General features: G+C 62.4%; 24 protein-coding genes. 11 read left to right on the top strand and 13 right to left on the bottom strand.

The window, feature by feature from the left end:
* Window positions 1-197: 197 nt before the first annotated feature.
* On the bottom strand, window positions 198-950 hold the full coding sequence (locus PspCFBP13528_RS11385) for a TetR/AcrR family transcriptional regulator (RefSeq protein WP_137200241.1): 753 nt from the start codon (window positions 948-950) through the stop codon (window positions 198-200).
* Between the two features lie 354 nt (window positions 951-1,304).
* On the opposite strand from PspCFBP13528_RS11385, the gene PspCFBP13528_RS11380 reads away from it, so the two are divergent.
* The 4 genes from PspCFBP13528_RS11380 to PspCFBP13528_RS11365 are packed head-to-tail and all read left to right on the top strand — an operon-like array spanning window position 1,305 to window position 5,919.
* Complete coding sequence (locus tag PspCFBP13528_RS11380; RefSeq protein ID WP_065953119.1) at window positions 1,305-2,012, top strand: ABC transporter ATP-binding protein; 708 nt, start codon at window positions 1,305-1,307, stop codon at window positions 2,010-2,012.
* Window positions 2,009-3,208 (top strand): ABC transporter permease, encoded by a 1,200-nt coding sequence (locus PspCFBP13528_RS11375; protein ID WP_101220110.1) that lies wholly within the window; start codon window positions 2,009-2,011, stop codon window positions 3,206-3,208. Before PspCFBP13528_RS11380 ends, PspCFBP13528_RS11375 begins: the two co-directional genes overlap by 4 nt.
* Complete coding sequence (locus tag PspCFBP13528_RS11370) at window positions 3,201-4,679, top strand: TolC family protein (RefSeq protein WP_137200240.1); 1,479 nt, start codon at window positions 3,201-3,203, stop codon at window positions 4,677-4,679. The genes PspCFBP13528_RS11375 and PspCFBP13528_RS11370 overlap by 8 nt, the downstream gene beginning before the upstream one ends.
* Window positions 4,669-5,919 (top strand): HlyD family efflux transporter periplasmic adaptor subunit, encoded by a 1,251-nt coding sequence (locus tag PspCFBP13528_RS11365; RefSeq protein WP_101220108.1) that lies wholly within the window; start codon window positions 4,669-4,671, stop codon window positions 5,917-5,919. The genes PspCFBP13528_RS11370 and PspCFBP13528_RS11365 overlap by 11 nt, the downstream gene beginning before the upstream one ends.
* A gap of 60 nt (window positions 5,920-5,979) precedes the next feature.
* On the opposite strand, the gene PspCFBP13528_RS11360 is transcribed toward PspCFBP13528_RS11365, so the two are convergent.
* The 11 genes from PspCFBP13528_RS11360 to PspCFBP13528_RS11310 form a co-directional block, all read right to left on the bottom strand.
* Window positions 5,980-7,374 (bottom strand): FAD/NAD(P)-binding protein, encoded by a 1,395-nt coding sequence (locus PspCFBP13528_RS11360; protein WP_137200239.1) that lies wholly within the window; start codon window positions 7,372-7,374, stop codon window positions 5,980-5,982.
* Window positions 7,375-7,386: 12 nt separating this feature from the next.
* On the bottom strand, window positions 7,387-8,154 hold the full coding sequence (locus tag PspCFBP13528_RS11355; RefSeq protein ID WP_101220106.1) for an ABC transporter ATP-binding protein: 768 nt from the start codon (window positions 8,152-8,154) through the stop codon (window positions 7,387-7,389).
* 3 nt (window positions 8,155-8,157) lie between these two features.
* Window positions 8,158-9,498 (bottom strand): ABC transporter substrate-binding protein, encoded by a 1,341-nt coding sequence (locus tag PspCFBP13528_RS11350; RefSeq protein WP_137200238.1) that lies wholly within the window; start codon window positions 9,496-9,498, stop codon window positions 8,158-8,160.
* 21 nt (window positions 9,499-9,519) lie between these two features.
* The gene (locus PspCFBP13528_RS11345) at window positions 9,520-10,569 is read right to left on the bottom strand and encodes a branched-chain amino acid ABC transporter permease (protein WP_065953112.1); all 1,050 of its coding nucleotides are present in this window, start codon (window positions 10,567-10,569) and stop codon (window positions 9,520-9,522) included.
* Window positions 10,570-10,573: 4 nt separating this feature from the next.
* Window positions 10,574-11,455, bottom strand: a complete 882-nt coding sequence (locus PspCFBP13528_RS11340; RefSeq protein WP_137200237.1) for a branched-chain amino acid ABC transporter permease — start codon at window positions 11,453-11,455, stop codon at window positions 10,574-10,576.
* Window positions 11,455-12,225 (bottom strand): ABC transporter ATP-binding protein, encoded by a 771-nt coding sequence (locus PspCFBP13528_RS11335; RefSeq protein WP_137200236.1) that lies wholly within the window; start codon window positions 12,223-12,225, stop codon window positions 11,455-11,457. Before PspCFBP13528_RS11335 ends, PspCFBP13528_RS11340 begins: the two co-directional genes overlap by 1 nt.
* The gene (locus tag PspCFBP13528_RS11330) at window positions 12,222-13,070 is read right to left on the bottom strand and encodes an AMP-binding protein (RefSeq protein ID WP_137200235.1); all 849 of its coding nucleotides are present in this window, start codon (window positions 13,068-13,070) and stop codon (window positions 12,222-12,224) included. The genes PspCFBP13528_RS11335 and PspCFBP13528_RS11330 overlap by 4 nt, the downstream gene beginning before the upstream one ends.
* 111 nt (window positions 13,071-13,181) lie before the next feature.
* The gene (locus tag PspCFBP13528_RS11325; RefSeq protein WP_137200234.1) at window positions 13,182-14,615 is read right to left on the bottom strand and encodes an LLM class flavin-dependent oxidoreductase; all 1,434 of its coding nucleotides are present in this window, start codon (window positions 14,613-14,615) and stop codon (window positions 13,182-13,184) included.
* On the bottom strand, window positions 14,615-14,941 hold the full coding sequence (locus PspCFBP13528_RS11320; RefSeq protein WP_137200233.1) for an acyl-CoA dehydrogenase: 327 nt from the start codon (window positions 14,939-14,941) through the stop codon (window positions 14,615-14,617). The genes PspCFBP13528_RS11325 and PspCFBP13528_RS11320 overlap by 1 nt, the downstream gene beginning before the upstream one ends.
* Before the next feature lie 11 nt (window positions 14,942-14,952).
* Window positions 14,953-16,149, bottom strand: coding sequence for an SfnB family sulfur acquisition oxidoreductase (locus tag PspCFBP13528_RS11315; RefSeq protein ID WP_137200232.1), 1,197 nt, complete (start codon window positions 16,147-16,149; stop codon window positions 14,953-14,955).
* A gap of 819 nt (window positions 16,150-16,968) precedes the next feature.
* Window positions 16,969-17,532 carry an XRE family transcriptional regulator gene (locus PspCFBP13528_RS11310; protein ID WP_137200231.1) on the bottom strand — a complete coding sequence of 188 codons (564 nt, stop codon included), beginning with the start codon at window positions 17,530-17,532 and terminating at the stop codon, window positions 16,969-16,971.
* A 93-nt stretch (window positions 17,533-17,625) separates the two neighbouring features.
* Here PspCFBP13528_RS11310 and PspCFBP13528_RS11305 point away from each other — a divergent pair, with 93 nt between their 5' ends.
* The 7 genes from PspCFBP13528_RS11305 to PspCFBP13528_RS11275 all read left to right on the top strand — a co-directional run bounded on the left by PspCFBP13528_RS11305 (window position 17,626) and on the right by PspCFBP13528_RS11275 (window position 24,868).
* Window positions 17,626-18,555, top strand: a complete 930-nt coding sequence (locus tag PspCFBP13528_RS11305; protein WP_137200230.1) for a DMT family transporter — start codon at window positions 17,626-17,628, stop codon at window positions 18,553-18,555.
* Between the two features lie 273 nt (window positions 18,556-18,828).
* Window positions 18,829-21,750, top strand: a complete 2,922-nt coding sequence (locus tag PspCFBP13528_RS11300; RefSeq protein WP_137200229.1) for a monovalent cation/H+ antiporter subunit A — start codon at window positions 18,829-18,831, stop codon at window positions 21,748-21,750.
* A complete protein-coding gene (locus tag PspCFBP13528_RS11295) occupies window positions 21,750-22,094 on the top strand; it encodes a Na+/H+ antiporter subunit C (RefSeq protein WP_003192163.1) in 345 nt (114 codons plus the stop codon). The genes PspCFBP13528_RS11300 and PspCFBP13528_RS11295 overlap by 1 nt, the downstream gene beginning before the upstream one ends.
* Entirely contained in the window at window positions 22,091-23,773 is a 1,683-nt protein-coding gene (locus PspCFBP13528_RS11290; protein ID WP_137200228.1) for a monovalent cation/H+ antiporter subunit D, read from the top strand. The genes PspCFBP13528_RS11295 and PspCFBP13528_RS11290 overlap by 4 nt, the downstream gene beginning before the upstream one ends.
* The gene (locus PspCFBP13528_RS11285) at window positions 23,770-24,258 is read left to right on the top strand and encodes a Na+/H+ antiporter subunit E (RefSeq protein WP_101220097.1); all 489 of its coding nucleotides are present in this window, start codon (window positions 23,770-23,772) and stop codon (window positions 24,256-24,258) included. Before PspCFBP13528_RS11290 ends, PspCFBP13528_RS11285 begins: the two co-directional genes overlap by 4 nt.
* Complete coding sequence (locus PspCFBP13528_RS11280; protein WP_010209507.1) at window positions 24,255-24,533, top strand: K+/H+ antiporter subunit F; 279 nt, start codon at window positions 24,255-24,257, stop codon at window positions 24,531-24,533. Before PspCFBP13528_RS11285 ends, PspCFBP13528_RS11280 begins: the two co-directional genes overlap by 4 nt.
* Window positions 24,530-24,868, top strand: a complete 339-nt coding sequence (locus tag PspCFBP13528_RS11275) for a Na+/H+ antiporter subunit G (RefSeq protein WP_057721746.1) — start codon at window positions 24,530-24,532, stop codon at window positions 24,866-24,868. The genes PspCFBP13528_RS11280 and PspCFBP13528_RS11275 overlap by 4 nt, the downstream gene beginning before the upstream one ends.
* 113 nt (window positions 24,869-24,981) lie before the next feature.
* Here the strand turns inward: PspCFBP13528_RS11275 and PspCFBP13528_RS11270 are convergent, their stop codons facing one another.
* Window positions 24,982-26,100, bottom strand: coding sequence for an acyl-CoA dehydrogenase family protein (locus tag PspCFBP13528_RS11270; RefSeq protein WP_137200227.1), 1,119 nt, complete (start codon window positions 26,098-26,100; stop codon window positions 24,982-24,984).
* Window positions 26,101-26,149: the final 49 nt, after the last annotated feature.

Below are 26,149 nucleotides of genomic sequence, written 5' to 3'. Positions count from 1 at the left end.
GAGTTGACAGTAGCGACCAATGGCATCGCCATGCCGGCTGCCATTTTTTAAAGGGTGCCAACGCACTTTCACACTTTCTCTTACATATTTTTCACGTTTTATTCACAAGCCGAGACGTAGTGTGAAGCCTCATCCGTTACAAACGTTGCATATCAAGCCCGCCGCCCCAGCGGGCTTTTTTTTGCCCTGGATTTGGCCTAGCGCGCAACCGTGGCGGCGGGGGCATTCGCCTGCTCGCGAATCGCCCGCTGGGTCTGCAGCACTTTAGCCAACGCTACCTCGGCCTCGGCGCTTTGTTGCGGTACCCGAATCGCCGCCGACACCAGGGTAATCAGCTTGGCCATCACCTCGGCGTCCGTGGCCGGGCGGCCCAGGCTCATGGAGTTCATCAGCAGGCGCAATTCGGTGCCGGCCATCACCCCGGAAATCGCCTTGAGGGCAAATTGCAGGCGCACACCCAATTCGTTGCGCGGCAGATCCGGCAGCGCCAGGGCAAACGCTTCGAAGAAACGTTGGAACACCGGCTGGTAATGGACCTTGAGGTATTCCTGGATGAAGGGCGAGGTGTCGCTATAGACCCGGCCCAGGAAGCGAATGAATGAACGCCCTTCCCCGCTGGCGGGATCGCTGCGCTCCATCCCCATGGCGGGGGCGAACAGCACACCCAGCAGCGTGTCGCAGTCGAGCGGGCCGTCGGCTTGGGCTTCACAACGCGCCAGCAACTCCAGGCGTTGCTCATTGAGCGGCTCGAGGCGCTGCATCAGCAGGGTTTTCATCAGGGAATCCTTGTCCCCGAAGTGATAGTTCACCGCGGCCAGGTTCACCTGGGCACGCTCGGTAATCTGCCGTAATAAAACAGCGTCATATCCGTACTTAATAAAGAGAGCCTCTGTCGCATCCAGCAGTCGAGTCTTGGTAATGTTTGGAGCGCTGAGTTTCTTCGCGGCCATAAGGGTTCCACGGGGGAAATATTGTTTTAAAAAATATTTTGATTTTTTTATACCGGGGCCTTCGTTCGAATGCAAGTAATGACACGGTGCCATGTGATCGAAAGCCTCTGCATACCGCGATGTCGAGGGTGGCCAACGGCTTTTCGCGCACCGAGTAATGCGTTTGAAAAGGTCACTGCGACGCCTCAAACCGCTCTAAATCCACCGCTGGCGAAGCGCAATGAACGCGGTTACTATTCAAAGAATTTTTTAAAAACAAGAAAATAATGAGTCTCTGACGGGCACTGTCAGCTCCCCAACTTGTTACAACGTTTTACGGGGTAGCACCGCACCATTGAGACGGCAGGCGTAGTCATGATCACAGAGCCCTCCGCGCACCCCAACCTGATTTCCTTGCAGGGCATCGGCAAAAGCTATCAGCTTGCCGGGCAACACCTGTCGATTCTGAATGACGTGTGCCTGTCCATCGCCAGCGGTGACAGCTGCGGCATCCTCGGCGCGTCCGGCTCCGGCAAAAGCACCCTGCTCAATATCCTCGGCCTGTTGGATCTGCCCAACTGCGGCCAGTATCGCTTCGCCGGTCACGATATTTTCAACAGCAGCCCCGATGAATTGGCGGCGATCCGCAACCAGCAGATCGGTTTCGTGTTCCAGAGCTTCAACCTGCTGCCGCGCCTCAGCGCTCTGGACAACGTCGCGCTGCCGCTCAGTTACCGCGGCGTATCCCGCCATGAATCGGTGGAACAGGCCTTGCGCATGCTTGAGCAAGTCGGCCTGGCCGAGCGCGCCCACCACCGCCCGGCAGACCTTTCCGGTGGTCAACGCCAGCGCGTCGCCATCGCGCGGGCGCTGGTCGGCAAACCCTCGGTAATCCTCGCCGACGAGCCCACCGGCAACCTCGACAGCAGCACCGCCCAGGACATCATGGACCTGCTTCTGGCGCTCAATCGCGAACAACAGGTGACGCTGATCATCGTCACCCATGATGCGCACATCGCCGAGCGGCTGGAGCGCAAGATCCTGGTGTGCAACGGCGTGGTGCACGAGGCCGAGCGCCTATGAGCCTGCGGGTCGAACAGAGTCTGAGCCAACTGCTGCATGAAGCGTTTATCAGCCTGCGCACCCTGGGCAAACGCTCGGTGCTGGCGCTGCTGGGTATCGTGATCGGCAGTTCGTCGGTGGTCGCGTTGATCAATATCGGCCATAACGCCGCAGTGGATGCCGCCATGATTTTCAAGGACATGGGCACCGACACCCTGATCGTCCAGTTCCCGCCCAAAGGCAGCGGCAACGTGCCGATGCGCACCCGGCTCGACCTGGGCGCGGTGCGCCAGGCCGTACCGGGCATTGCGCACATCGGCGCGCTCAGCTTGTTCAGCGGGCCCATCGTGTTCCATGGCCGCACCGCCAATGCCAACTTCGTCGGCAGCACCCCGGATGTGCAGGCGGCCATGCGCCTGGTGGTGCGTGAGGGGCGTTTTCTGTCGGCCTTCGATGCCAACCAGACCTATGCCGTGATCGGTGACCAGGTCGCCCAGGCCCTCGGCGCCCCCGGTGAACCACTCAAACCGGGTGACCGCGTGCGCATCAACGACTACCTGTTCCTGATCATCGGCATCCTGCGCAACCAGCCACGCGCGATGCTGATGCCGGTGCAAGCCAATGAATCGCTGTTCATTCCCGCCGAGGGCATGCGGCGCATCTTTGCCAACCCGCAGATCAACAACGTCATCATCCGAGCTCAGCCAGGGCAAGACATGGAACGTGTGGCACGGGACGCCGCCGCCGCGTTGCAACCACAACTGACCGAGCACAACGTCGACATCACAGTGCCCCAGCAAATGATCGATGGCATGACCCGCCAAAGCCGCACCTTCGCCTACCTGCTGCTGGCCCTCGGCGCGATTTCCCTGGTGGGCGGCGGTGTCGGGGTGATGAATGTGATGCTGATGAACGTGTCCGAGCGCCGTCGCGAGATCGGCATTCGCATGGCCCTGGGCGCTCGGCAACGGGATATCCGCAACCTGTTCCTGCTCGAAGCCATCACCTTGACTGCCGTCGGCGCAGTGTGCGGCGCAGTACTGGGCATGACCGCCGCCTGGCTCTACGCCTGGCTGTCGGGCTGGGCGTTTTCCCTGGCGGTGTCCGCCCTGCCCCTGGGCGTTGGCAGTACATTGCTGGTGGGCTTGTTCTTTGGCATCTACCCGGCGGTCTCGGCCTCACGCCTGCAGCCGGTGGAGGCCTTGCGCGATGAGTAGATGGTTACTGCTGCTGGCACTGATCAGCCTGCCCGCCATGGCCGCCGAGGTGGTGATCAAGCCCTCGGCGCCCAGCACTACCCGCAGCGGCTACGACCGGGGCGTATCGCTCAATGCCCAGGTGACCACCTTGACCCTGGGCGACGCGGTGTACCTGGGCCTGCGCAACAACCCGGCGATCCGCAGCGCCTACCTGCAGCGAGTCGCGCAGAAGTTCGACCTGCGGGTCGCCGAAGATGTGTTCAACCCCAAGCTCACCCTCAACAGCTACTACCGTGGCACACGCGGTTCCCAGGACAGCGCGCGCAACGCCAACCTGGCGCCGTCCACCAGCCTGCTCGGCGAATACGGTACGCGCCTGAGCATGGCCTGGACCCAGCAGTTGAACAACGCCGACCGTGCCGGCCGTTACCGCAGCGACGGCCTCGACCTGGCCATCATCCAGCCACTGATGCGTGGCGCCGGCTGGGACGCCACCACCGCGCCGCTGCGCCTGTCACGCCTGGCGGAACAGGCCAACCGTCTCAACCTCAAGGCCACCGTGGCACAAACCATCAGCCAGATTATCGCCACGTACCGCGAGTTGCTGCGGGCCCAGGAACAGCAGGTGATCGTGCAGGACGCGCTCAAGCGCTCCAACACCTTGCTGGAGGTGAACAAGGCGTTGATCAGCGCCGGGCGTATGGCCGAATTCGAGATCGTGCAGACCGAGGCCGACATCGCCACCCAGCAATTGGGTGTGGAGGAAGCGCAAAACCAGCTCGATACCAGTCGCCTGGCCCTGCTGCGCCTCTTGGCCCTGGACCTGTCCACACCGATTCGCGCCACCGAAGCGCTGGAGGCCCGGCCCATGGAAATCGACAAGCGCCAGGCGTTCAACCTCGCGCAAAACCAGCAACCGGAATACCTTGCCGCCCTGCTCGGCAGCCAGCGGGCCGACCTCAATCTGGTGATCGCCAAGGATTCGGGGCGCTGGCAAGTGGACCTGGTGGCAGGCGCGAACCAGGTGCGCGACGCAAACGACAGCGATAATGGCCGCACCCATAACCGCAACTGGGACAGCTACGCCGGCGTACAGGTGCAGATCCCCATCGGCGATATCAGCACGCGCCAGGCCGAAGTCAGGGCCCGGGTGGATGTCGAGGACCAGGAAATCCGTATCACCGACGCCCGCCAGGAACTCGAGCGCAGCGTCAACGATGTGGTGCGCGACCTCGGCACCCGCTGGCGCCAGTACGAGATCGCCCAGCGCGCCGTGGACCTGTCGCGGCGCAAGATCGAGATTGAACGGGAAAAACTCAGCGCCGGGCGCTCCACCAACTTCCAGGTGCTGAGCTTCGAAACTGACCTGCGCAACGCCGAGAACGCGCGGCTCAATGCGCTGATCGCCTATTTGAACGCTCAGACCCAGCTTGACTTGACGCTGGGCATGACCCTGGAAAGTTGGGAAATCGCCCTCAATGACTACTAATCGCAAACGCCTGCTGGGCGCTGTGTTGATCCTGCTGGTGGCAGGCGTCGGGCTGGTCCTGCACACCCCGGCCGAGAGCCCGGCCAGCGCCGGTGACGAACAATGGCTGGCGGTGAAGCCCGACCCGTTGGTGCATCAGATCGGCCTGGTGGGCAAGATCGAGCCCGACACCACCGTCACCCTCACCGCACCGTTCGACGGCAATGTACTGGCCAACCTGGTCGAGCAAGGCCAGCGCGTCGAGGCCGGCCAGGTACTGTTACGCATGGACCCGGCCACCGTCGAAGTGCAACTGCGCGACGCCCTCTCGGCTCAGCTCAAGGCGCGGCGCACCGTGCAGGAAATGCAGGACTGGGACAGCAGCGCCGCCGTCAGCCGCGCCCGGCGCAGCCTGCGCACCGCAGAAATGAACGCCGGCAATACCCGGCGCAAGCTCACCGAAAGCGAAAACCTGTTCAAGCGCGGCATCATCCCGCGTAACGAACTCGACGACCTCCAGCAACAAACCCAGCAGCAGCAACTGGACCTGGCAGCGGCACGCAGTGAACTGCAACAGGCGCTGGAACAAGGCAAGGGCGAATACCGACAAATCGCCGATATGGAGCTGACCAATGCCACGGTCAAATACGACGCCCTGCGCAAGCTGCTCGAAGGCAAGGAGGTCAAGGCGCCCTTCTCCGGCATCGTCGTGCCCGCACCCGGCAACAGCACTGCGTCCCAAAGCGGCGTCAGCAACAACGCACCGGTACAAGCCGGCAGCAAGGTCAGTCAAGGCCAGGTGTTGTTTGGCCTGGCCAATATCGAACATTTGAAAATCGTCGCCAAGGTCTCCGAACTGGACATCAATCAACTGCATCAGGGCCAGGCGGTGGAGGTGATGGGCGATGGTTTCGACGGTGAGCGGCTGACGGGTTCGGTGAGCGTGGTCAGCGGCCTGGCGATCGCCAATGACAGCCAGGGCAGCGCGCAGTTTCCGGTAACGTTGTCGATCCCCAGCCTCACGCCGCAGCAGGTGCAGCAGGTGCGGCTGGGGATGAGTGCGCGGTTGACCATTGTTACCTATAACAATGACCAGGCGATTGTGGTGCCAAGCGCGGCGATCGGGCCCGATATGACGGTTGAATATCGGGAGTCGATGGACCAGCCGGTGGAACGGGTGAAGGTGACGACCGGGCAATCGACGCCCCAGGGGGTTGAAGTGTTTGGCCTCAAGCCTGGACTGGTGAAAGTCTCAAAATAAATGGAGATCCAAATGTGGGAGGGGGGCAGACTGGCATCAGAGCCTGCCCCCCTCCCACATTTAAATTTGTGTGAGTCTGGCGGCCAGCGCCTTGGCCTGGATCGCCACATCCGTCACCGCCGTACTCTCCCACCACATCCCGCGCAATGGCGGGCCCATGGCGAACAGCCGCCCACTCACCTGGCCCTGGGCATCCAGCACCGCGCCAGAAGTGTCCGCCGCAATCCCCAGCGCCAACGGCCCAGGCTGGACCAACCCGCGCTTGAGCAATTGTTGCGGCAACGGCCTGGCCACGCGGCGCCAGTCGTACTCGATGCCGCTGGAGTTGATCAGCGCCGCGCCGGATACCTGGGTGAGGCTCTGCTCGCCGCGATGGCGCACGCCAATGGTCACGCCGCTGGCCGAAGGCAGCAGCCCCTTGAACGACGCGGCGTGAATCCGTAGCCGCCCCTGCGCGTGCAACCGTTCCACCAACTGCGCACTCAACGGCGGCGAACGGTGGTGATGACTTTCCCACCACGGCCGCACATGGCGCACGAACTGACGTTTCTCGCGTTCGCTCGCCTGGCTCCACAACCTTGCGACATGCACCCGGACCGTGTCCAGCGGCGCCTGCCAATCCACGCCCTGGGCGAGCGCAATACGGCATTGGCGGCGAACTTCACGCAGCAGCTGCCGAGGGCTGCGCAGCGTGTGATCAGCGCCGAGAAAGTCGTCCCAGCCCGGCGGCTGGCGGCGCACATGGGGCAACAGGCCATGGCGCGAGAACACCTCGATCGGCCCACGATGCCCGGCCTGCTCCAGGGAGACCACGGCATCCACCATGGTCAGCCCGGAGCCGATGATCAGCACGGTCGAATGCGGGTCGAGCCGGGTCATGGCCTGTACATCCCAGGGGTCTACTGCGGCCGCGTTCAAGCCGCTGGATTCGGTCTGCGGCGTACGCGCCGCCGGGAACATGCCGGTGGCCAATACCGCAAAGGCGCCCCGCAGGCGTTCGCCGTTATCCAGGGTCAACAGGGCGCCGGCCGCGTCGATTTGTACGTCGACCGCCTCTGCACGGATATGCTCGACGGTGGATGCGGACAGCGCTTTGGCCTGCGCCAAGCGCTGCTGCGCGTACAGACCAAAAATGCCCCGTGGCGGGAACAGTTCGCTGATGGGCACAGGCTGTTGCGCCGACTCCGGCCACCCGCCGGCGCCGATGTAGTCGGTGAGCCACTGGGTCAGGTCATCGGCATTGTCCGGGTCGACACTCATGCGCGCCGCATTGCCGTTCAGGGTGTGCCCCAGTTCGACCGCACTGTAGGCCTCGCCGCGCCCCAGTTGCGCACGCGGTTCGATCACCAGCAGGCGCCGCCTGCCCGGCAGGCGCAGCAGTTGCACCGCCAGCATCGTGCCGCTCAGGCCGCCGCCGATGATCAGTCCATCAGCGTTGCGGATCGATTCACTCATGCACCTTCGCCCTTAGTGTTTGCCCAGATAAATGTCATGCAAGTCACCCCGTCCCAACAGCTCGGCAGCACTGCCACTCAACACCACCCGCCCAGTATCCAGCACGTAGCCCCGGGACGCATAGGTGAGCGCGACATTGATATTCTGCTCGGCGATCAAAAAGCTTACCTGTTGCTCGCGGTTGAGCTGCGCGATGATCGCGAAAATCTCCTGCACGATCATCGGCGCCAACCCCATCGACGGCTCGTCAAGCAGCACCAGGGCCGGACGGGTCATCAACGCCCGGCCAATGGCGACCATTTGCTGCTCGCCACCGGAGGTCAGGCCGGCGCGGGTGTGGCGCTTGGTCTTGAGCCTGGGGAACCAGGTGTAGATGCGCTCCAGATCCTGAGCCAGTTCCCTGCGGCTCAGGCGCCGCACAAAGCCGCCGCTGCGCAGGTTGTCTTCCACTGTGAGCTGGCCGAACACATGCCGGCCTTCCAGCACATGCACCATGCCCTGGCGTACCCGTTGGCTGGGCTCTACGCCCGCCAGGTTCAGGCCTGCGTAGTCGATCCGGCCACGGCTGACTTCGGCGCGCTCGGCCCGCACCAGCCCGGAAATGGCCTTGAGGGTGGTGCTTTTGCCCGCGCCATTGGCGCCGAGCAACGCAACGATGGCGCCCCTGGGCACACTCAGCGACACCCCAGCCACCGCCAGGATCGCCCCGTCATAGACCACTTCGATATCGTCGACCGTCAGCAACGCCGAGCGCCCTGGCTCAGTGGCAGGCTGGCTCATGGTTTATTCATCCCCACTGCAGGTGCGCGGCGTCAGGTGCTTCTCTTTGGCGAACGCGGCGGATTTTTCATCGATCAACGGACGCAGCAACGCCCGGTCGGCGGCGATCCAGTCACTGATCAGTGTCCAGTTGGCACCGTCCCACTGCTGCACTCGCGCCGAACCGCCGCCTTCATGGTCGCGGCACGACAGCTTGAGGTTTTGCATCAGGCCCAGGTAGCCCATGTCGTTGAGGCGTGCATCGTCGATATCCAGGTGCTCGAGACCCCAGCGGCCCTCTTCGCCATTGAGCGGGCGCTTGCCAAATTTGGCCTGGGCCGTGCGGATCGCCTCCACGGCCACGGCGGCATTCACCAGGCCCGAGTTGTAGTAGACGCTGCCGAAGTTCTTCAGGTCCTTGAGGTCGCTGTGGCCCTTGTCGAGGATCGCCTGCTTGAGGCGCTTGTGGATCTCGAAGTCGCTGCCTGCCGGGTACGGCGTGAGCGCCAGATAACCTTTGGCGGCAGCACCGGCCGGCAGCACGTCTTCGCTGGAGCTGGCCCAGATATCGCCGATGATATGGTCAACCGGGAAGCCGAAGCGCGCCGCCGTCTTCACCGCCACCGGGGTGGACACGCCCCAGGTGCGCAGGAACACCCAGTCCGGATTGGCCTGGCGTACCTGGCGCCACTGCGCCGATTGCTCGTTGCCGGGGTCGGCCACCGGAATCTGGATATTCTCGAAGCCGTACTTGTCGGCGAGCAACTTCAACGGGCCGAGGGTTTCGCGACCGTAGGCCGAGTCGTGATAGACCGTGGCGATCTTCTTGCCCTTGAGTTTGTCGAAGCCGCCTTCGCGCGCGGCGATGTAGTTCACCAGCGTCGATGCCTCGCTATAGAAGGTCAGCATCACCGGGAAGTTGTACGGGAACACTGTACCGTCGGTGGCTTCGGTGCGGCCGTAGCCGAGGGTGATCAGCGGGATCTTGTCCACCTCGGCACGCTCGCTCAGCGCATAGGCTGCCGGTGCACCGTTAGGCTGGTACACCGCGACCGGCGCGCCATCCAGGCCATTCTTGAAGCGCTCGTAGCACTCGATGCCCTTCTCCGCCGTCCATTCGGTCTCGCATTCCTGCCACACCAGTTTCACACCGTTGATACCGCCTTCGACCTCGTTGATGTAACGCAGGTAGTCAATCATCCCGGCCCACACTTGCACGCCGCTGGAGGCATAGGCGCCAACGCGATAGGTGGCCAGGGGAATGAATTGCTGGTCCGGCGAGGCCATTGCCTGGGGTACAGCGCCGGCCAGGGAGGCCAGCGCGAAAGCGGCGCCGACCAGGGAACGTTTCAAGGATGCACGCATGGGAGTTCTCTTCGAGGAATGTCAGAAACGCAGCGGCCACTGCCGCACACGGTCACGCAGGTTGTGCAACAGGCGAATCAAGCCCTCGGGTTCCTTGATCAGGAACACGATGATCAACACGCCAAAGATGATTTTCTGCAGGTTCTGCAACTGCCCCGCATCCACCGAACCGCCGAACAGCGCCTGCCCGGCATGGCTGAGGAAGATCGGCAGCAAACTGATGAAGGCCGCGCCGACGAAGTTGCCGGCGATGCTGCCCATGCCGCCGATAATGATGATGAACAGGATCTGGAATGAGCGGTTGATATCGAAACTGCTGGCGCTGGCCGTGCCCAGGTAGGCAAAGGCCCACAGCGCGCCGGCGATGCCGAGATAGAACGAGCTGACCGCAAACGCCAGGCGCTTGTAGCGCACTACGGGAATGCCGACCACGGCGGCGGCGGTGTCCATGTCGCGGATCGCCATCCAGTTGCGCCCGACCTGGCTGCGTACCAGATTGATCGCGGTCCACGTCAACAACAGCACCGTGACCAGGGTCAGCAGGTAACGACCCAGCGGGGTGTTCAGGTCATGACCGAACAGCGCCAGCTTTGGCGCGGAGATAGTCCCGGACGAACCATAGTTGTAGAACCAAGGGAATTTGACGAACAGCCACTCCAGGAAGAACTGCGCAGCCAGGGTGGTGACCATCAGGTAGAAGCCTTTGATCCGCGAGCTGGGCAAACCGAACAGCAGGCCAACCAAAGCACTGATAACCCCACCGCCGAGCAAGGCCACCGGCAAGCCCAGCTCCGGCAGGCGCAGCAGGAACCCGTAGGTGGCGAACGCGCCGACGGCCATGAAACCGGCAGCGCCCACCGAGGTTTGCCCGGTGTAGCCGGTGAGCAGGTTCAGACCCAACCCGGCCAACGACAGCACCAGAAACGGGACCAGAATCGCATTCAGCCAATAATCATTGCCCCACAGCGGCACCACGATAAACGCCAGCGCCAACAGGCCAAGCAGGCCCCAGGGGATACGCCGCTGGATCAACAACAGCGGCGCGGTTTCTTGAGCAACGGGGATCGACATGGTTTCAGACTCGCTCAATGGCGCGCTCGCCGAACAGGCCGGCGGGACGGATATACAGGAAGGCCAGGGCCAATACGTAGGCGAACCAGGGCGTGATCCCGCCGCCGATCAGCGGGCCGATGTAGACCTCAGCGAGGTTCTCCGCCGCGCCGACAATCAGCCCGCCGACAATCGCCCCGCCAATCGAGGTAAAACCGCCAATGATCAACACCGGCAGGGCCTTGAGCACCACCAGCGACAGCGAAAACTGCACACCCTGGCGCGCGCCCCACAGCAGCCCGGCGATCAACCCGACAATCCCGGCCACGGCCCAGACGATCTGCCAGATACGGTTGAGGTTGATGCCGATGGACAGCGCCGCCGTGGTGTCATCCGCCACCGCACGCAGCGATACGCCGATGCGGGTCTTGTTGAACAACAAGGCGAGCACTGTCACCAGCACCACGGCGGCAGCAGCGGCGATCAGGTCGAACTGGCTGAGCATCAGCGGGCCAACGAACAGCGGCACGTCGTCGATACCCAGGTCCAGCGCGCGCACTTGCGAGCCCATCAAGCCTTGGGCCAGGCCTTCGATGATGAACGACAGGCCCAGCGTCGCCATGAACAGCGTGATCTGCGAACGGTTCACCAGTGGCCGCAGCACCAGGCGCTCGATCAGCAAGGCGCCGACGATCATCACGATCACCGTGAGCAGCAATGCCAGGGCAAACGGCACGCCTTGATCATGCAGGCTGACAAAGGTCAGCGCCGCAAACAGCAGCATCGAGCCCTGGGCGAAATTGAACACGCCGCTGGCTTTGTAGATCAGCACGAAGCCGATGGCGACCAGCGAATACAGGGTGCCGGCGAGCAGGCCGCCGAGCAGGGTTTCAAAGAAGAACGTCATCAGTGCACCGCTCCCAGGTAAGCCGCGATCACTTCGGGATTGGCCTGCACTTGTGCAGGCGTGCCGTCGCCGACCTTGCGCCCGTAGTCGAGCACCACCACATGGTCGGACAGGCCCATCACCACGCCCATGTCGTGCTCGATCAACACCACGGTGGTGCCCAGGTCGCGATTCACGTCGGCGACGAAGCGCGCCATGTCCTGTTTCTCTTGCGCGTTCATGCCGGCCATGGGTTCGTCGAGCAGCAACAGGCTGGGCCCGGCGATCAGCGCACGGCCCAGCTCGACGCGCTTTTGCAGGCCGTAGGACAGGTTGCCCACCTGCACATCGCGATGGGCTTGCAGCTCAAGAAACTCAAGGATGCCCTGCCCGCGCAGGGCAAACGCTTGGGCTTCACGCCGCGCACGGGGCAGGCCGAGGGCCTGTTCGATCAGGCTGGTGCGCATATGCCGCGACAGGCCGGTGAGGACGTTGTCGAGCACGCTCATTTTCTTGAACAGTGCATTGTTCTGGAACGTACGGCCGATGCCTCGGCGCGCGGCGTCCAGCGGGTCGATCCGGTGCAGGTGTTGCGCGTCGAACACAATCTCACCGGCGTCGAAACGGTACACACCGTTGAGCACATTGAGCAACGAGCTCTTGCCCGCGCCGTTGGGGCCGATCAGCGCGCAGATCTCGCCGCGCTGCACCTCGAACGACAGCGCATTGATCGCCTTGACGCCTTTGAACGACAGCGAAATATCGCGCACCTGCAAAATGGCCTGGCTCATGCAATGTCCCGTTTGAATTCGGCCAGCCAGGTTGGCTCGGCGGGGGCTTTAAGCGGCTGCCAGATATAGCCCAGGCGCTGGAAACCGAGGAGCTTGCGCACACGGTTTTTCAGCACCCGGCGCAGGCCGCTTTGTGGATGGGCGATGGCCCATTCACACACGCGTCGGCGCCAGGTGCCGTGGGCGGCGAGGCGGCTTTCGATCTCGTCGGCCAGGTGCTGCAAGCGCTCGGGTGACAGCAGCAGGCCAGTGGGGGCGGCTTCGCTGCGATCGCGTCGCGCCGAGGCCAGGGTTTCCGGAAACGCCAGGCCGTGGCCGCTATTGAGCCATTGCTCCAGCACCACGGCGAGACCGCCTTGCCAGTGGGTGCCCTCCTCGCTCCACAGCACGGTTTCAGCGCTGGGCTGCCACCAGCGTTGCAGGCGTTGCGACGGGGCGGCCGGGCCGAGCAGTTGAGCGAAGTCCACGCGCTGGGTAAATGCCCAATCGGGTTGGCGACCTTGCACGCAGGCGTGGCTGGGATGGAGACGCCAGAGCTGTTGCTCCAGGGCTGCCGGCTCCAGATCATCGGCCAGCGTCAGCACCTGCCCGCCCACGGATTGGGCTGCCAGCGCCAGCAACAGCAGGTTTGGCTCAAATGCGCCGCTGAGCGCCAGCTGCGACTGTTCGCTGAAGCCCTGCTGGCGCAAGCCGTCAGCCACGCGTTCGACGGCACGCAACACATCGATCCAGCGCCAGGCATGCCATTGGCCCTGGCGTTTGTGGCGCAGGGCCACCTGCAAGGGTGTGAGCTGTGCCCAGTGGTGCAGGCGTTCCAGGGCGGCTTGGGGTTCGGGCACGCTCATAGGGGTTTGCTCCTATTGGTGGATAAGCGTGCGGTGGTCCGCTGGCTGAAATAAGTCAAACGCTGAAGATCAAATGTGGGAGGGGGCTTGCCCCCGATGGCGGTGTGTCAGTCAGGACACTTTTGCCTGACCCACCGCTATCGGGGGCAAGCCCCCTCCCACAGGGGAGTTGTGTGAACCGGACAGGTCGCGGTAGCCGGCGCCGGGGTGATTGGCGCCCAACCTCGGCCCCTCGCCAAACAACTTCTCGCGCAACGTGCCTTGGGCGTATTCGGTCTTGTACACGCCGCGCTTTTGCAGCTCCGGCACCAGCCACTCCACGACGTCGACAAAGGTCTCATGGGTCAGCGCATAGGCCAGGTTGAAGCCGTCCACATCGGTCTCTTCCACCCATTCCTGCAGCAGGTCCGCCACCGTTTGCGGCCCGCCGACAAACAGCGGGCCGAAGCCACCGATGCCGACCCAGTTGGCCAGTTCATTCGGCGTCCAGACCTTGTTCGGATCCGCCGTGGAAAACGCTTCCACCGCCGACTGGATGGCGTTGGTATGCACATGTTTGAGCGGCTCGTCCGGTTTGAACTGGCTGAAATCGATGCCGGTCCAGCCGGAGATCAGCGCCATCGCGCCTTCGTAGCTGACATAAGACTTGTAGTCGTCGAACTTGGCCTTGGCCTGCGCATCGGTCTCGCCGACGATCACCGTCTGCAGGTTGAAGATCAGGATTTTGCGCGGATCACGCCCCGCCTCGGCCGCACGTCGGCGAATATCCGCGACGGTCTTTTTCAGCAGCAGCTTGGACGGCGCGGCCACGAACACGCACTCGGCCTGTTCGGCGGCAAACTGTTTGCCACGGCTGGAGGCGCCGGCCTGGTACAGCACGGGCGTGCGCTGCGGCGATGGCTCGCACAGGTGAATGCCGGGCACCTGGAAGTGTTTGCCGACGTGGCGGATCTCGTGGATTTTGCTCGGATCGCTGAAGATACGGCGCTCGCGGTCGCGTAATACAGCGCCCTCCTCCCAGCTGCCTTCCCAGAGCTTGTAGCAAACCTCCAGGTATTCCTCGGCGTAGTCGTAGCGCGCGTCGTGCTCGGTCTGGGCTTTCTGGCCGAGGTTCTTGGCGCCGCTTTCCAGGTAGGAGGTGACGATGTTCCAGCCGATCCGGCCTTTGGTCAGGTGGTCAAGGGTGGAGAGACGGCGAGCGAACGGGTACGGGTGTTCGAAGGACAGCGAGGCGGTCAGGCCAAACCCCAGATGCTCGGTCACCAGCGCCATCGGCGCGATCAGCGACAACGGGTCGTTGACCGGCACCTGGGTGGCCTGGCGAATCGCGGCGTCGCCATTGCCGTTGTACACGTCATAAATGCCCAACACGTCGGCGATGAACAGGCCGTCGAACTTGCCGCGCTCCAGGATCTTGGCGAGGTCGGTCCAGTATTCCAGGTCCTTGTACTGCCACGAACGATCACGCGGATGCGCCCACAGGCCGGGGGATTGGTGGCCGACGCAGTTCATGTCGAAGGCATTCAAGCGGATTTCACGGGCCATCAAAGCACTCCGTTAAGGTGGTAGTTGCCGACAACCTGATATTTGAGGCGCAACGGATCATCGAGTGTCGACGGCAGTGCGGTGCGTTGTCCGGTAAGTTCAAACTCGGCGTTGCTGGCGGCAATCAGGGCTTCGGCAGCGGCGATCTGCGCTTCGGTAGCGGCCACCGGGCTCGGGTGAGTGTCGGCACGCTCCAGCAACGCGGCGGCGACATCGACGCGGATCTGCAAATCGCCGAAGCGGCTGATCACGTAGGGGTCGTCGCTTGTCTCGACATGGCGGCGGGTACTGTCCAGCAGTTGGCGCGCAAGGCTTAGTGCGGTCATGGTTAAGCTCCTCAGTTCCAGGCATGGCGCGCGGGTTTCACGCCGTTGAGCACGAAGTTGCCGATCAGGTGGTATTTCCAGCGCGCCGGGTCGTGCAGGGTGTGGGTGCGTGCGTTGCGCCAGAAGCGGTCAAGGTTGTGCTTGCCGGTGACCGAGCGGGTACCGGCCAGTTCGAAGAGCTTGCTGCTGGTGAGCAAGGCGGTTTCGGCCGACAGCACTTTGGCCTGGGCGACCACCAGCGAGGCGTGGGCCACGCTGTCTTCGCTCGGTTCGGCGAGTGCTTGGTCGACCGCCTTGCCGGCCTTGGCGAGAATCGCTTCGGTGCCGTGAACACGCCATTCGAGGTCGCCGATGGCGGCGATGGTGAACGGGTCTTGCCAGCCGTGATCCTGCTGGCTGTCGATCCACGGGCGCGCCTGGCGCGCGAAAATCTTCGCTTGTTCAAGGGCGCCAAGGGCGATGCCGGTGTCGACGGCAGCCTGGATGATTTGTGAGATCGGGCCGTCCGCAGTGGGCCGGTCGAAGGCCAGGTGAGCGGGGACTACCGCACTCAACGGCACATTAACGCCGTCAAGGGTCACGCCGCCGCTGGCGGTGGTGCGCTGGCCAAAGCCGTCCCAGTTATCGATGACGGTCAGGCCTGGTGCATCGCGTTCGACAAAGCCAATGAACGCCTGGCCGTTTTCGTTATTGCCAACGGTGGGCACGATATGGGCGAACAACGCGCCAGTGCAGTAGAACTTCTCGCCGTTGATTTGCGCGGTGTCGCCGTGGAAGCGAATCTGGGTGTCGAAGGTGCCGGCGTTTTTGCTCTTGGCTTCGGAGAAGGCATTGCCGAAGCGGTAACCCGCCAGGACCTTGCCGAAGTAATGACGCTTTTGTTCCTCGGTCGCGGTTTGCAGCAGGATGTCCACTACGCCCAAGTGGTTTTGCGGGATCTGCCCAAGAGACGGGTCAGCGGCGGAGATCAACTTGATCACCTCGGCCACGGTCACATAGGACACTCCGGCGCCGCCGTAGGCTTTGGGAACGGTAATGCCCCACAAGCCGCTGGCGGAAAATTCGTCAAGCTCGGCTACCGGTAGGCGCCGCTCACGGTCGCGCTCGCTGGCGTCGACGGCAAAGAGTGCGGCCAGGCGCGTGGCAACCTCGATGGCTTCCGAGTCCGAGCGAATGATATGGGCAGGGTGTTGAGGGTGGGCAGACATGGGCCGACTCCAGGCTCCGATGGGATACTGGAGTGATTGCAGGAGTCGTGCCTGAATTTAATCGCCAATAAAATCAATTAGTTAATCAATAAGACAACCCGGCAGATAGTTGCTATTCGGCAAAATGTGGATTCACTGTTGCCAGGTAAACAGTGATTTGAAAGACAACCGCACACCCCTAGGAATGCGATATCCGTTATGGCGTACTTCGGATCAAAAATGCAGCGCCTTGATCAGGAATTGCTGAGCAAACCTGCCGCAAAGAACAGATGATCCACGCCATATTCCTGGACTAACCGTGAGGGCTACGGAACCACTGTATAGAATGTCGGGGGTGCTACAGCGACGTTTCCAGAAGGGCTGGTTATCCAGTAAAAAACTTGCGCGGGCCCTGGTGTGAAAGCGGTCGCTGGTACAAGAAACGCTATTGGAAACGTCGGGTTAGCTGGCAGTGTGTAGCTAGCGATGAATGCACCGGCGCTGGAGAAAAGCAAACTGTAATCACATCGCCCGCTCCCCCGCCCTGGAACTGGGAAACCAGCAATGTCCCACCCTGCGTCACATCTTTCTGATGAATCTTTTCTCCCACCGCCTCCGCGATTAGTGCGGGTGCAAGTACGGGCGATGAGGCTGAAACCTTTTGAAGGCTGATAGTCATATCCAAAACTTCCTGTCATTAAAAGACGGGCTTCGCGCAGTTCATTGTGATAAATCGCTGAAAGCGTCGAGCCCAGGCGAGTACACCTCACGAAAACATCACGGTCTACTGTCAGAAGTAACAGGTTTGTACGAGTTAAAGCCTGGACGGTTGCTAAGGTTTCAGATCACGACGTTACGGATAAACCGCACGGCCGCGCTGCCATCATTGCGATAGGCATGGGGCTGGTGGCTGGCAAACATGAAGAATTCGCCGGCATTGATGGTGTTTTCAACGTCCCCCACGACCAGGGTCAGGCTGCCCTCGAAAACAAACAGCTGCTCGCTCCAGCCTTCAAGGTCGGGGTCCGGGCAGCAGCGGTCACCGGGCTCGAGGCGCCACTCCCATAACTCCACTTCGCGCCGCGCGGTCGCTTTGGCCAGCAGCACCGCCTTGCTGCCGGTAATTTCACCGGCCCAAGCCAGCTCATTGATGCGGCTGTGGTCGCGCACATCCGGCGCCTGGATCAGGTCGCTGAACGCCACGTCCAACGCTTCGGCCACGCGGTCGAGGGTGGACAGGCTGACGTTCTTTTCCCCCGCCTCGATTGCCACCAGCATGCGCCGGCTGACTCCGGATTTTTCCGAAAGCGCGGTTTGGCTGAGGTCGGCGGCGTGGCGCAGGCGACGAACGTTCTGGCTGACGTGCTGCAGGACCGAGGCCCGTTGTGGATTTTCTTTGTGCACTATATTGCTCAATGGGTGGGTGTGCGCAGTATACTGCCCAGCGTGCGGCGCATTGTGCGTGCCGCGTTCTCACTGTGCAAGATCAGAGCCGCCATGACTACCTCGACCGCGTCCCCGCGTTTTAACCGCTTCAGTAAAGCCGAATGCATCCTGGTGGTGATCACCATGATCTGGGGCGGCACCTTTTTGCTGGTGCAGCACGCGATGACCGTCAGCGGGCCGATGTTTTTCGTCGGCCTGCGCTTCGCGGCGGCGGCGATCGTGGTGGGCTTCTTCTCTTTGCGTACCCTGCGTGACTTGACCTTGTTCGAATTGAAGGCCGGTGTGTTTATCGGTGTAGCGATCATGTTTGGCTACGGCCTGCAGACCATCGGTTTGCAGACCATCCTGAGCAGCCAGTCGGCGTTTATCACCGCGCTCTATGTGCCCTTCGTGCCACTGCTGCAATGGCTGGTGCTGGGCCGTCGTCCGGGGTTGATGCCGAGCATTGGCATCATGCTGGCGTTTGCCGGCTTGATGCTGCTGACGGGGCCGGCGGGGGCGTCGTTGAATTTCAGTCCTGGTGAAATCGCTACGCTGATCGGCGCCATCGCCATTGCGGCGGAAATCATCCTGATCAGCGCATTTGCGGGGCAAGTGGATGTGCGCCGGGTGACGGTTGTGCAACTGGCCACGGCTTCGCTGTTGTCGTTCCTGATGGTGGTGCCGATGGGCGAAGCGCTGCCAGGGTTTTCGTGGTTGTTGCTGTTCAGCGCGGTTGGCCTGGGCTTGACCAGTGCGGTGATCCAGGTCGCGATGAATTGGGCGCAGCAGAGTGTTTCGCCGACGCGGGCGACGTTGATTTACGCCGGTGAGCCGGTATGGGCAGGCGTGGTCGGGCGGATTGCCGGGGAACGCTTCCCGCCGATTGCGATGCTGGGAGCGGTATTGATTGTGGCGGCGGTGATTGTGAGCGAGATGAAGACCAAGAGGCAGAAGGCCCTTGAATTGCGAGATGCGCGGGAACAGGAACAGCAGGGGTAGAGCCGAACCCTGTGGTGACTGGGAAATCGCTATCGCGGGCAAGCCCGGCTCCCACATTTGATCTTCGTTGCTTTGAGGATTGCGTTCGCTTAACTGATGGCATTAGGGCAAGCCCGGCTCCCACAGGGGTCAGCACTTCCAAGCCGACGTCCTCGAAACAATGCGTTATGGGAGTTTTCGGCCTACTTTGTAGGATCCTTACACATCTTGCCGTTTGGTGATCGCGAAAGCGGCACGTATGATGCATCCCAAACTCCCGCAGATTAGAAGCCTATGTCCCTGATAGTTCTACTGCTTCTGCCATTCATTGGCAGCTGTCTGGCGGCCTTGCTGCCGCACAACGCACGTAATAGCGAATCCCTGCTGGCCGGCCTGGTGGCACTGGTCGGCACCGTTCAAGTCGCCCTGCTCTACCCCCAGATCGCCCACGGTGGCGTCATCCGTGAAGAATTCATGTGGTTGCCCAGCCTCGGCCTGAATTTCGTGCTGCGCCTGGATGGCTTCGCCTGGCTGTTCTCGATGCTGGTGCTGGGTATCGGTACGCTGGTGTCACTGTATGCGCGTTACTACATGTCGCCGGATGACCCGGTGCCGCGTTTCTTCGCGTTTTTCCTGGCCTTCATGGGCGCCATGCTCGGGCTGGTGATTTCCGGCAACCTGATCCAGATCGTGTTTTTCTGGGAACTGACCAGCCTGTTTTCCTTCCTGCTGATTGGTTACTGGCACCACCGCGCCGATGCCAGGCGTGGTGCGTATATGGCGCTGATGGTCACCGGCGCGGGTGGTTTGTGCCTGCTGGCCGGGGTGATGCTGTTGGGGCACATCGTCGGCAGCTATGACCTGGACCAGGTGCTGGCGGCGGGCGATCAGATTCGTGCGCACTCGCTGTACCCGGTCATGCTGGCCCTGGTGCTGATCGGCGCCTTGAGCAAAAGCGCGCAGTTCCCCTTCCACTTCTGGTTGCCCCACGCCATGGCCGCGCCGACGCCGGTGTCGGCATACCTGCATTCGGCGACGATGGTGAAAGCCGGCGTGTTCCTGCTGGCCCGCCTGTGGCCCTCGCTGTCCGGCAGCGAAGAGTGGTTCTGGATCGTCGGCGGTGCCGGCGCGCTCACCCTCCTCCTCGGCGCCTACTGCGCCATGTTTCAGAACGATCTCAAAGGCCTGCTGGCCTACTCCACCATCAGTCACCTCGGGCTGATCACCCTGCTGCTGGGCCTCAACAGCCCGCTGGCCGCCGTCGCGGCAGTGTTCCATATTCTCAACCACGCCACCTTCAAGGCCTCGCTGTTCATGGCGGCGGGCATTATCGACCACGAAAGCGGCACGCGGGATATCCGCAAGCTCAGTGGACTGGTGCGCCTGATCCCGTTCACCGCGACCCTGGCGATGGTGGCCAGTGCCTCGATGGCCGGCGTGCCGTTGCTCAATGGCTTCCTGTCCAAAGAGATGTTCTTCGCCGAAACCGTATTTATCTCGTCGACAAAATGGGTGGAAATCATGCTGCCCGTGATCGCGACCATCGCCGGCACCTTCAGCGTGGCCTATGCGTTGCGGTTCACCGTGGACGTGTTCTTCGGCCCACCGGCGACCGACCTGCCGCATACCCCCCACGAACCTCCACGCTGGATGCGCGCACCGGTTGAACTGCTGGTGTTCACCTGCCTGCTGGTGGGTATTTTCCCGGCGCAGATGGTCGGCTCGATCCTGGCCGCCGCCGCATTGCCTGTGGTCGGCGGCGTGCTGCCTGAATATAGCCTGGCGATCTGGCACGGCTGGAACGCGCCGATGATCATGAGCCTGGTGGCCATGTCCGGCGGTGTGGTGCTCTACCTGATGCTGCGCAAGCAACTCAAGCGCGGCCGTTTCACCTACCCGCCGCTGATCGGCTACTTCAACGGCAAGCGCGGCTTCGAGCGTTGCCTGGTGGTGATGATGCGCGGGGTGCGCAAGATCGAGAAACGCATCAGCACCAAGCGCCTGCAAACCCAATTGTTCCTGCTGGTGATCGTGGCGGTAATCGGCGCCCTGATCCCGATGCTCAACAGCGGCCTGACCTGGGGTGACCGGCCGAAGATCCCCGGCTCCATCGTGTTCGTGACCCTGTGGGTGCTGGCGATTGCCTGCGCGCTGGGCGCCGCCTGGCAGGCCAAGTATCACCGGCTGGCAGCCCTGACCATGGTCAGCGTGTGCGGCCTGATGACGTGCATTACCTTCGTGTGGTTCTCGGCGCCGGACCTGGCCCTGACGCAACTGGTGGTGGAAGTGGTCACCACCGTGTTGATCCTGCTCGGCCTGCGCTGGCTGCCACGGCGGATCGAAGAGGTGTGGCCACTGCCCAACACCCTGCGCAAGGCGCGGATCCGCCGGGTGCGCGACTTCCTGCTGTCCACCGTGGTGGGTGGCGGCATGGCGCTGTTGTCCTATGCGATGCTGACACGCCAGACCCCCAACGATATCTCCTCGTTCTACCTCAGTCGCGCCCTGCCCGAGGGTGGCGGCAGCAATGTGGTGAACGTGATGCTGGTGGACTTCCGCGGCTTCGATACCCTCGGCGAAATCACCGTGCTCGGCGCCGTGGCACTGACCGTGTACGCCCTGCTGCGGCGCTTCCGCCCGTCGAAAGAAAGCATGCAGTTGCCCGCGCAACAACGCCAACTCGCGCCGGACGTGGCCACCGACCTGGTCAACCCGCGCCAGGCCAGCGACACCGCCCTGGGCTTCATGATGGTACCGGCGGTGCTGGTGCGCCTGCTGTTGCCGATAGCGATGGTGGTGTCGTTCTACCTGTTCATGCGCGGCCATAACCAGCCGGGCGGCGGTTTTGTCGCGGGCTTGGTGATGTCGGTGGCGTTTATCCTGCAATACATGGTCGCCGGTACGCAGTGGGTCGAGGCACAGATGAGCCTGCGGCCGATGCGCTGGATGGGGTTCGGCCTGCTCGCAGCAACCCTCACCGGGCTCGGCGCATTGTTTGCCGGGTACCCGTTCCTCACCACGCACACCTGGCATTTCAGCCTGCCGGTGCTGGGCGATATTCATGTCGCCAGCGCGTTATTCTTCGATGTCGGTGTGTACGCCATGGTCGTCGGTTCGACGCTGCTGATGCTCACTGCCCTCGGTCACCAGTCGGTGCGAGCGCATAAACCGAGCAACCAGGCCAAAGTCGTTGCCACAACAGAAGGAGCCGCCTGATGGAAGAAGTCATCGCAATTGCCATTGGGGTCCTGGCGGCCTCTGGTGTCTGGCTGATCCTGCGGCCACGGACGTTTCAGGTGGTGATGGGCCTGTGCCTGCTGTCTTACGGGGTCAACCTGTTCATTTTCAGCATGGGCAGCCTGTTTATCGGCAAGGAGCCGATCATCAAGGACGGCGTGCCGCAAGACCTGCTCAACTACACCGACCCGCTGCCCCAGGCGCTGGTGCTCACGGCGATCGTAATCAGCTTCGCCATGACCGCGCTGTTTCTGGTGGTGCTGCTGGCCTCGCGGGGCCTGACCGGCACTGACCATGTGGACGGCCGGGAGCCCAAGGAATGAATTGGGTCAACCAACTGATCGTCGCGCCCATCCTGCTGCCATTACTCACCGCCGCACTGATGCTGATGCTTGGCGAAAAACGTCGCCCGCTGAAGGCGCAGATCAACCTGATCTCGAGCATCCTCGGCCTGGGCGTGGCCATTTTGCTGCTGTACTGGACGCAAAAAGGCGGCCCTGGCTCGATCGGCGTGTACCTGCCGGGCAACTGGCAAGTGCCGTTCGGCATTGTGCTGGTGGTGGACCAACTGTCGGCGCTGATGCTGGTACTCACCGGGATTATCGGCGTGAGCGCGCTGCTGTTCGCCATGGCCCGCTGGGACCGTGCGGGCACCAGTTTCCATGCGCTGTTCCAGATCCAGATGATGGGTCTGTACGGCGCCTTCCTCACCGCCGACCTGTTCAACCTGTTCGTGTTCTTCGAGGTGCTGCTGGCGGCGTCCTACGGCTTGATGCTGCACGGTTCCGGCCGTGCGCGGGTGTCGTCGGGACTGCATTACATCGCGATCAACCTGCTGGCGTCGTCGCTGTTCCTGATTGGCGCGGCGATGATCTACGGCGTCACCGGCACGCTGAACTTCGCTGATCTGGCGCTGAAAATCCCGCTGGTGCCGGAGGCTGATCGTGGCCTGTTACACGCCGGTGCGGCGATCCTCGCGACGGCGTTCCTGGCCAAGGCCGGCATGTGGCCGCTGAACTTCTGGCTCGCGCCTGCCTACTCCTCGGCCAGTGCACCGGTGGCGGCAATGTTTGCGATCATGACCAAAGTGGGCGTGTACACCGTGCTGCGCCTGTGGACCTTGCTGTTTTCCGGCCAGGCCGGCGCGTCGGCGTTGTTCGGCGGTGACTGGCTGGTATACGGCGGCATGGCGACCATTGTCTGCGCGGCACTGGCAATGCTCGCGGCGCAGCGCCTGGAACGCATGGCGAGCCTGAGCATTCTGGTGTCGGCCGGCATCCTGCTGTCGGCCGTGGGGTTTGCCCAGCCTAGCCTGACGGCCGGGGCGCTGTTCTATCTGGTCAGCTCCACCCTGGCGTTGAGCGCGCTGTTTTTGCTGGCGGAATTGATCGAACGCTCGCGCTCGGCCAATGACCTGCCGCTGGATGAAGAGATCGACGCCCTGCCCAAGGCCATGGAATCCCTGCATCCACGGCCCGGCGTCAACCTCGACGATGAACAGAAAGCCGTCATCGGCCAGGTGATCCCCTGGACCATGGCGTTCCTTGGCCTGAGCTTTATTGCCTGCGCGCTGCTGATCATCGGCATGCCGCCACTGTCCGGGTTTATCGGCAAGCTCAGTCTGCTGCATGCGCTGGTCAATCCGCTGGGCCTGGGCAACGCGGTGAATGAGCCCATCCGCCCGGCGGCCTGGGGCTTGGTGGCACTGTTGATCCTGTCGGGGCTGGCGTCGTTGATTGCCTTCGCCCGGCTCGGCATCCAGCGTTTCTGGACCCCGGAAGAACGTCCCTCGCCCCTGCTGCGCCGCTACGAATGTGTGCCGATCTTCCTGCTGCTGGGCCTGAGCATTGCGCTGACCTTCAAGGCCGAGCCACTGATGCGCTACACGCTGGCCACCGCCAAGAGCCTGAACAACCCGGAAAGCTACGTCATGGCGGTGATGGCGACGCGCCCGGTGCCAAGCCCCGAAGCCCAGGCAGCCGCCCTGGAGGTGCAACCATGAAGCGCCTGTTTCCCGCCCCGTGGTTGTCGCTGGCCTTGCTGGGGTTATGGCTGGTGCTGAACCTGTCGATGAGCCCCGGCAACCTGCTGCTCGGTGCACTGCTGGGCTTGCTTGCGCCGCTGATGATGGCGCCACTGCGTCCGCAACCGATCAGCCTGCGCCGTCCCGGCGTGATCCTGCGCCTGTTCCTGCTGGTGGGCCGCGACGTGATTGTCTCCAACCTGCAAGTGGCCTGGGGCGTCCTGACCTGCGGCTCACGCCCGCCGCGCGCGCGCTTCATCAAAATCCCCATCGACCTGCGCAGCCCCAACGGCCTCGCGGCGCTGTCAATGATCACGACGGTGATCCCCGGCACGATCTGGTCGGAACTGGCGCTGGACCGCAGCGTCCTGCTGCTGCATGTGTTCGATCTGGACGATGAGGCGCAGTTTATCGAGCACTTCAAATCCGCCTACGAACGGCCCCTGATGGAGATCTTCGAATGAGCGCCCTGCTCTCCAATGCGATCCTGTTGAGCCTGTTCCTGTTCTCGCTGGCGATGGTGCTGACATTGATCCGCCTGTTCAAAGGCCCGTCAGCCCAGGACCGGGTACTGGCGCTGGATTATCTGTACATCCTGGCAATGCTGATGATGCTGGTGCTGGGCATCCGTTATGCCAGCGACACCTACTTTGAAGCGGCGCTGCTGATTGCGCTGTTCGGCTTTGTCGGCTCGTTCGCCCTGGCCAAATTCCTGTTGCGTGGGGAGGTGATTGAATGATGCCGTTATGGATGGAAATCGTCGTCGGTGTGCTGCTGGTCCTGAGCAGCGTGTTTGCGCTGATAGGGGCGCTCGGGTTGTTGCGCATGAAGGATTTCTTCCAGCGCATGCACCCGCCGGCGCTGGCCTCGACACTCGGCGCGTGGTGCGTGGCGTTGGCCTCGATCATCTACTTCTCGGTACTCAAATCCGGGCCGGTGCTGCACGGCTGGCTGATTCCGATTCTGCTGTCGATCACCGTGCCGGTGACCACCCTGCTGCTGGCGCGCACGGCGCTGTTCCGCAAGCGCATGGCCGGTGACGATGTACCGGCCGAGGTCAGCAGCCGCCGCTGAGCGCTGAAGAGAACACAATCCAAATGTGGGAGGGGGCTTGCCCCCGATGGCGGTGGGTCAGTTACCGATGAACTGACTGATCCACTGCTATCGGGAGCAAGCCCCCTCCCACATTAGCTCAGCTGCTCACACAGGAATGCACTGCTGGCGATCCTGGACGTCGGATGGAAGGCCAGCACCCGCGTCGCCACCAGCAGATAGGCGACCTCTTCAGATGACATGAAAGCCATCCCCCCCATGAGTTCGAAAGCGCGCGTGCCAATACGGTTGAGCGCCTCCTGCACCGAGAAGCGTGTGGCCTGAGCACGCGCCAGGTCAGCGCGCAAGAAACGGTTTTCATCTATCGACGTCGCCAGCCCTTGCAACGCCATCGTCGCCCCTTGCAGATCGATCAGCAACAGCGCCCGATCCTCCTGCGAACCTTTACCCGCCGTCAGCGCTCGCGATGACAGTGCGCACGCCATGCCCAGGTACGACGCTGAAGCCAGCAACTGGAACCAGATCGCAAACAAATGGTTACCCGTACCCTGTTGATCCTCACCGAGCTGCTCATCCACGGTTTTGCTGAAATGCATCATGGACTCGGGAACCATCAGGTTGTTGAACCGGACCTCGTGACTGTCAGCCGCCTGCAAATGGGGAACAGACCAGAATTTTTCGCGCTCGATACAGGGATCGCCCGCCAGCGCGGCACCAATGCCAAGATGCACGTCACCTTGCGGATCAACATAGTTGACGCCAAAGGTAATCACGTCGAAATGATGGGTCATCGTGCAGGGTTTCTTGCTGCCATTGACGATATAGCCGTCGGCGGTTTTCTCCACGGCCATGGTCGACGCGAGGATATCCGAATGCGCGCGGCCTTCGGCGAATCCGGACGCAACCAACAAGTCGTTGCCTGCAACGATGCTCAGCAGCCCTTGAAGGTCAGGAAAAAAATGACTGGCCGCCATCATGCCCGCGATCGTGTGGTGGTGCATGGTCATCATCACAGCCAGTGAAGGGCAATGTGCGCCGACCCACGTATGCAACTGCGCCAACTTGCGCGCACTGACGCCCCTGCCACCCAGTGCCTCGGCAATGGCAAGCCCAGGCTGGCCCACTGTGCGAAACACATCAGCCAAGCGTTGAGACTTTCCTCGCTCAAGTTCCAACAGCGATGCGGACTCAAGAAAGGAGGCCAATTGTGGAACCAGCTCAAACGCGGTATTTCGTTCTTCTGTTAAAAACATACTCTTCACAACCTTCATTAGTTCGTACGATACCTACTCACTTGATGCA

The sequence above is a fragment of the Pseudomonas sp. CFBP13528 genome (genome assembly GCF_005233615.1).
In the GTDB taxonomy this organism is placed as follows: domain Bacteria; phylum Pseudomonadota; class Gammaproteobacteria; order Pseudomonadales; family Pseudomonadaceae; genus Aquipseudomonas; species Aquipseudomonas fluorescens_AM.
The sequence above is the reverse complement of the archived record's forward strand: the minus strand, read 5'-3'. Positions and strand labels throughout refer to the sequence as shown.

Bases quoted from the DNA above. Each gene is read 5' to 3' on its own strand.
- PspCFBP13528_RS11385 (WP_137200241.1), bottom strand. From the start codon at position 950: ATGGCCGCGAAGAAACTCAGCGCTCCAAACATTACCAAGACTCGACTG.
- PspCFBP13528_RS11380 (WP_065953119.1), top strand. From the start codon at position 1,305: ATGATCACAGAGCCCTCCGCGCACCCCAACCTGATTTCCTTGCAGGGC.
- PspCFBP13528_RS11375 (WP_101220110.1), top strand. From the start codon at position 2,009: ATGAGCCTGCGGGTCGAACAGAGTCTGAGCCAACTGCTGCATGAAGCG.
- PspCFBP13528_RS11370 (WP_137200240.1), top strand. From the start codon at position 3,201: ATGAGTAGATGGTTACTGCTGCTGGCACTGATCAGCCTGCCCGCCATG.
- PspCFBP13528_RS11365 (WP_101220108.1), top strand. From the start codon at position 4,669: ATGACTACTAATCGCAAACGCCTGCTGGGCGCTGTGTTGATCCTGCTG.
- PspCFBP13528_RS11360 (WP_137200239.1), bottom strand. From the start codon at position 7,374: ATGAGTGAATCGATCCGCAACGCTGATGGACTGATCATCGGCGGCGGC.
- PspCFBP13528_RS11355 (WP_101220106.1), bottom strand. From the start codon at position 8,154: ATGAGCCAGCCTGCCACTGAGCCAGGGCGCTCGGCGTTGCTGACGGTC.
- PspCFBP13528_RS11350 (WP_137200238.1), bottom strand. From the start codon at position 9,498: ATGCGTGCATCCTTGAAACGTTCCCTGGTCGGCGCCGCTTTCGCGCTG.
- PspCFBP13528_RS11345 (WP_065953112.1), bottom strand. From the start codon at position 10,569: ATGTCGATCCCCGTTGCTCAAGAAACCGCGCCGCTGTTGTTGATCCAG.
- PspCFBP13528_RS11340 (WP_137200237.1), bottom strand. From the start codon at position 11,455: ATGACGTTCTTCTTTGAAACCCTGCTCGGCGGCCTGCTCGCCGGCACC.
- PspCFBP13528_RS11335 (WP_137200236.1), bottom strand. From the start codon at position 12,225: ATGAGCCAGGCCATTTTGCAGGTGCGCGATATTTCGCTGTCGTTCAAA.
- PspCFBP13528_RS11330 (WP_137200235.1), bottom strand. From the start codon at position 13,070: ATGAGCGTGCCCGAACCCCAAGCCGCCCTGGAACGCCTGCACCACTGG.
- PspCFBP13528_RS11325 (WP_137200234.1), bottom strand. From the start codon at position 14,615: ATGGCCCGTGAAATCCGCTTGAATGCCTTCGACATGAACTGCGTCGGC.
- PspCFBP13528_RS11320 (WP_137200233.1), bottom strand. From the start codon at position 14,941: ATGACCGCACTAAGCCTTGCGCGCCAACTGCTGGACAGTACCCGCCGC.
- PspCFBP13528_RS11315 (WP_137200232.1), bottom strand. From the start codon at position 16,149: ATGTCTGCCCACCCTCAACACCCTGCCCATATCATTCGCTCGGACTCG.
- PspCFBP13528_RS11305 (WP_137200230.1), top strand. From the start codon at position 17,626: ATGACTACCTCGACCGCGTCCCCGCGTTTTAACCGCTTCAGTAAAGCC.
- PspCFBP13528_RS11300 (WP_137200229.1), top strand. From the start codon at position 18,829: ATGTCCCTGATAGTTCTACTGCTTCTGCCATTCATTGGCAGCTGTCTG.
- PspCFBP13528_RS11295 (WP_003192163.1), top strand. From the start codon at position 21,750: ATGGAAGAAGTCATCGCAATTGCCATTGGGGTCCTGGCGGCCTCTGGT.
- PspCFBP13528_RS11290 (WP_137200228.1), top strand. From the start codon at position 22,091: ATGAATTGGGTCAACCAACTGATCGTCGCGCCCATCCTGCTGCCATTA.
- PspCFBP13528_RS11285 (WP_101220097.1), top strand. From the start codon at position 23,770: ATGAAGCGCCTGTTTCCCGCCCCGTGGTTGTCGCTGGCCTTGCTGGGG.
- PspCFBP13528_RS11280 (WP_010209507.1), top strand. From the start codon at position 24,255: ATGAGCGCCCTGCTCTCCAATGCGATCCTGTTGAGCCTGTTCCTGTTC.
- PspCFBP13528_RS11275 (WP_057721746.1), top strand. From the start codon at position 24,530: ATGATGCCGTTATGGATGGAAATCGTCGTCGGTGTGCTGCTGGTCCTG.
- PspCFBP13528_RS11270 (WP_137200227.1), bottom strand. From the start codon at position 26,100: ATGTTTTTAACAGAAGAACGAAATACCGCGTTTGAGCTGGTTCCACAA.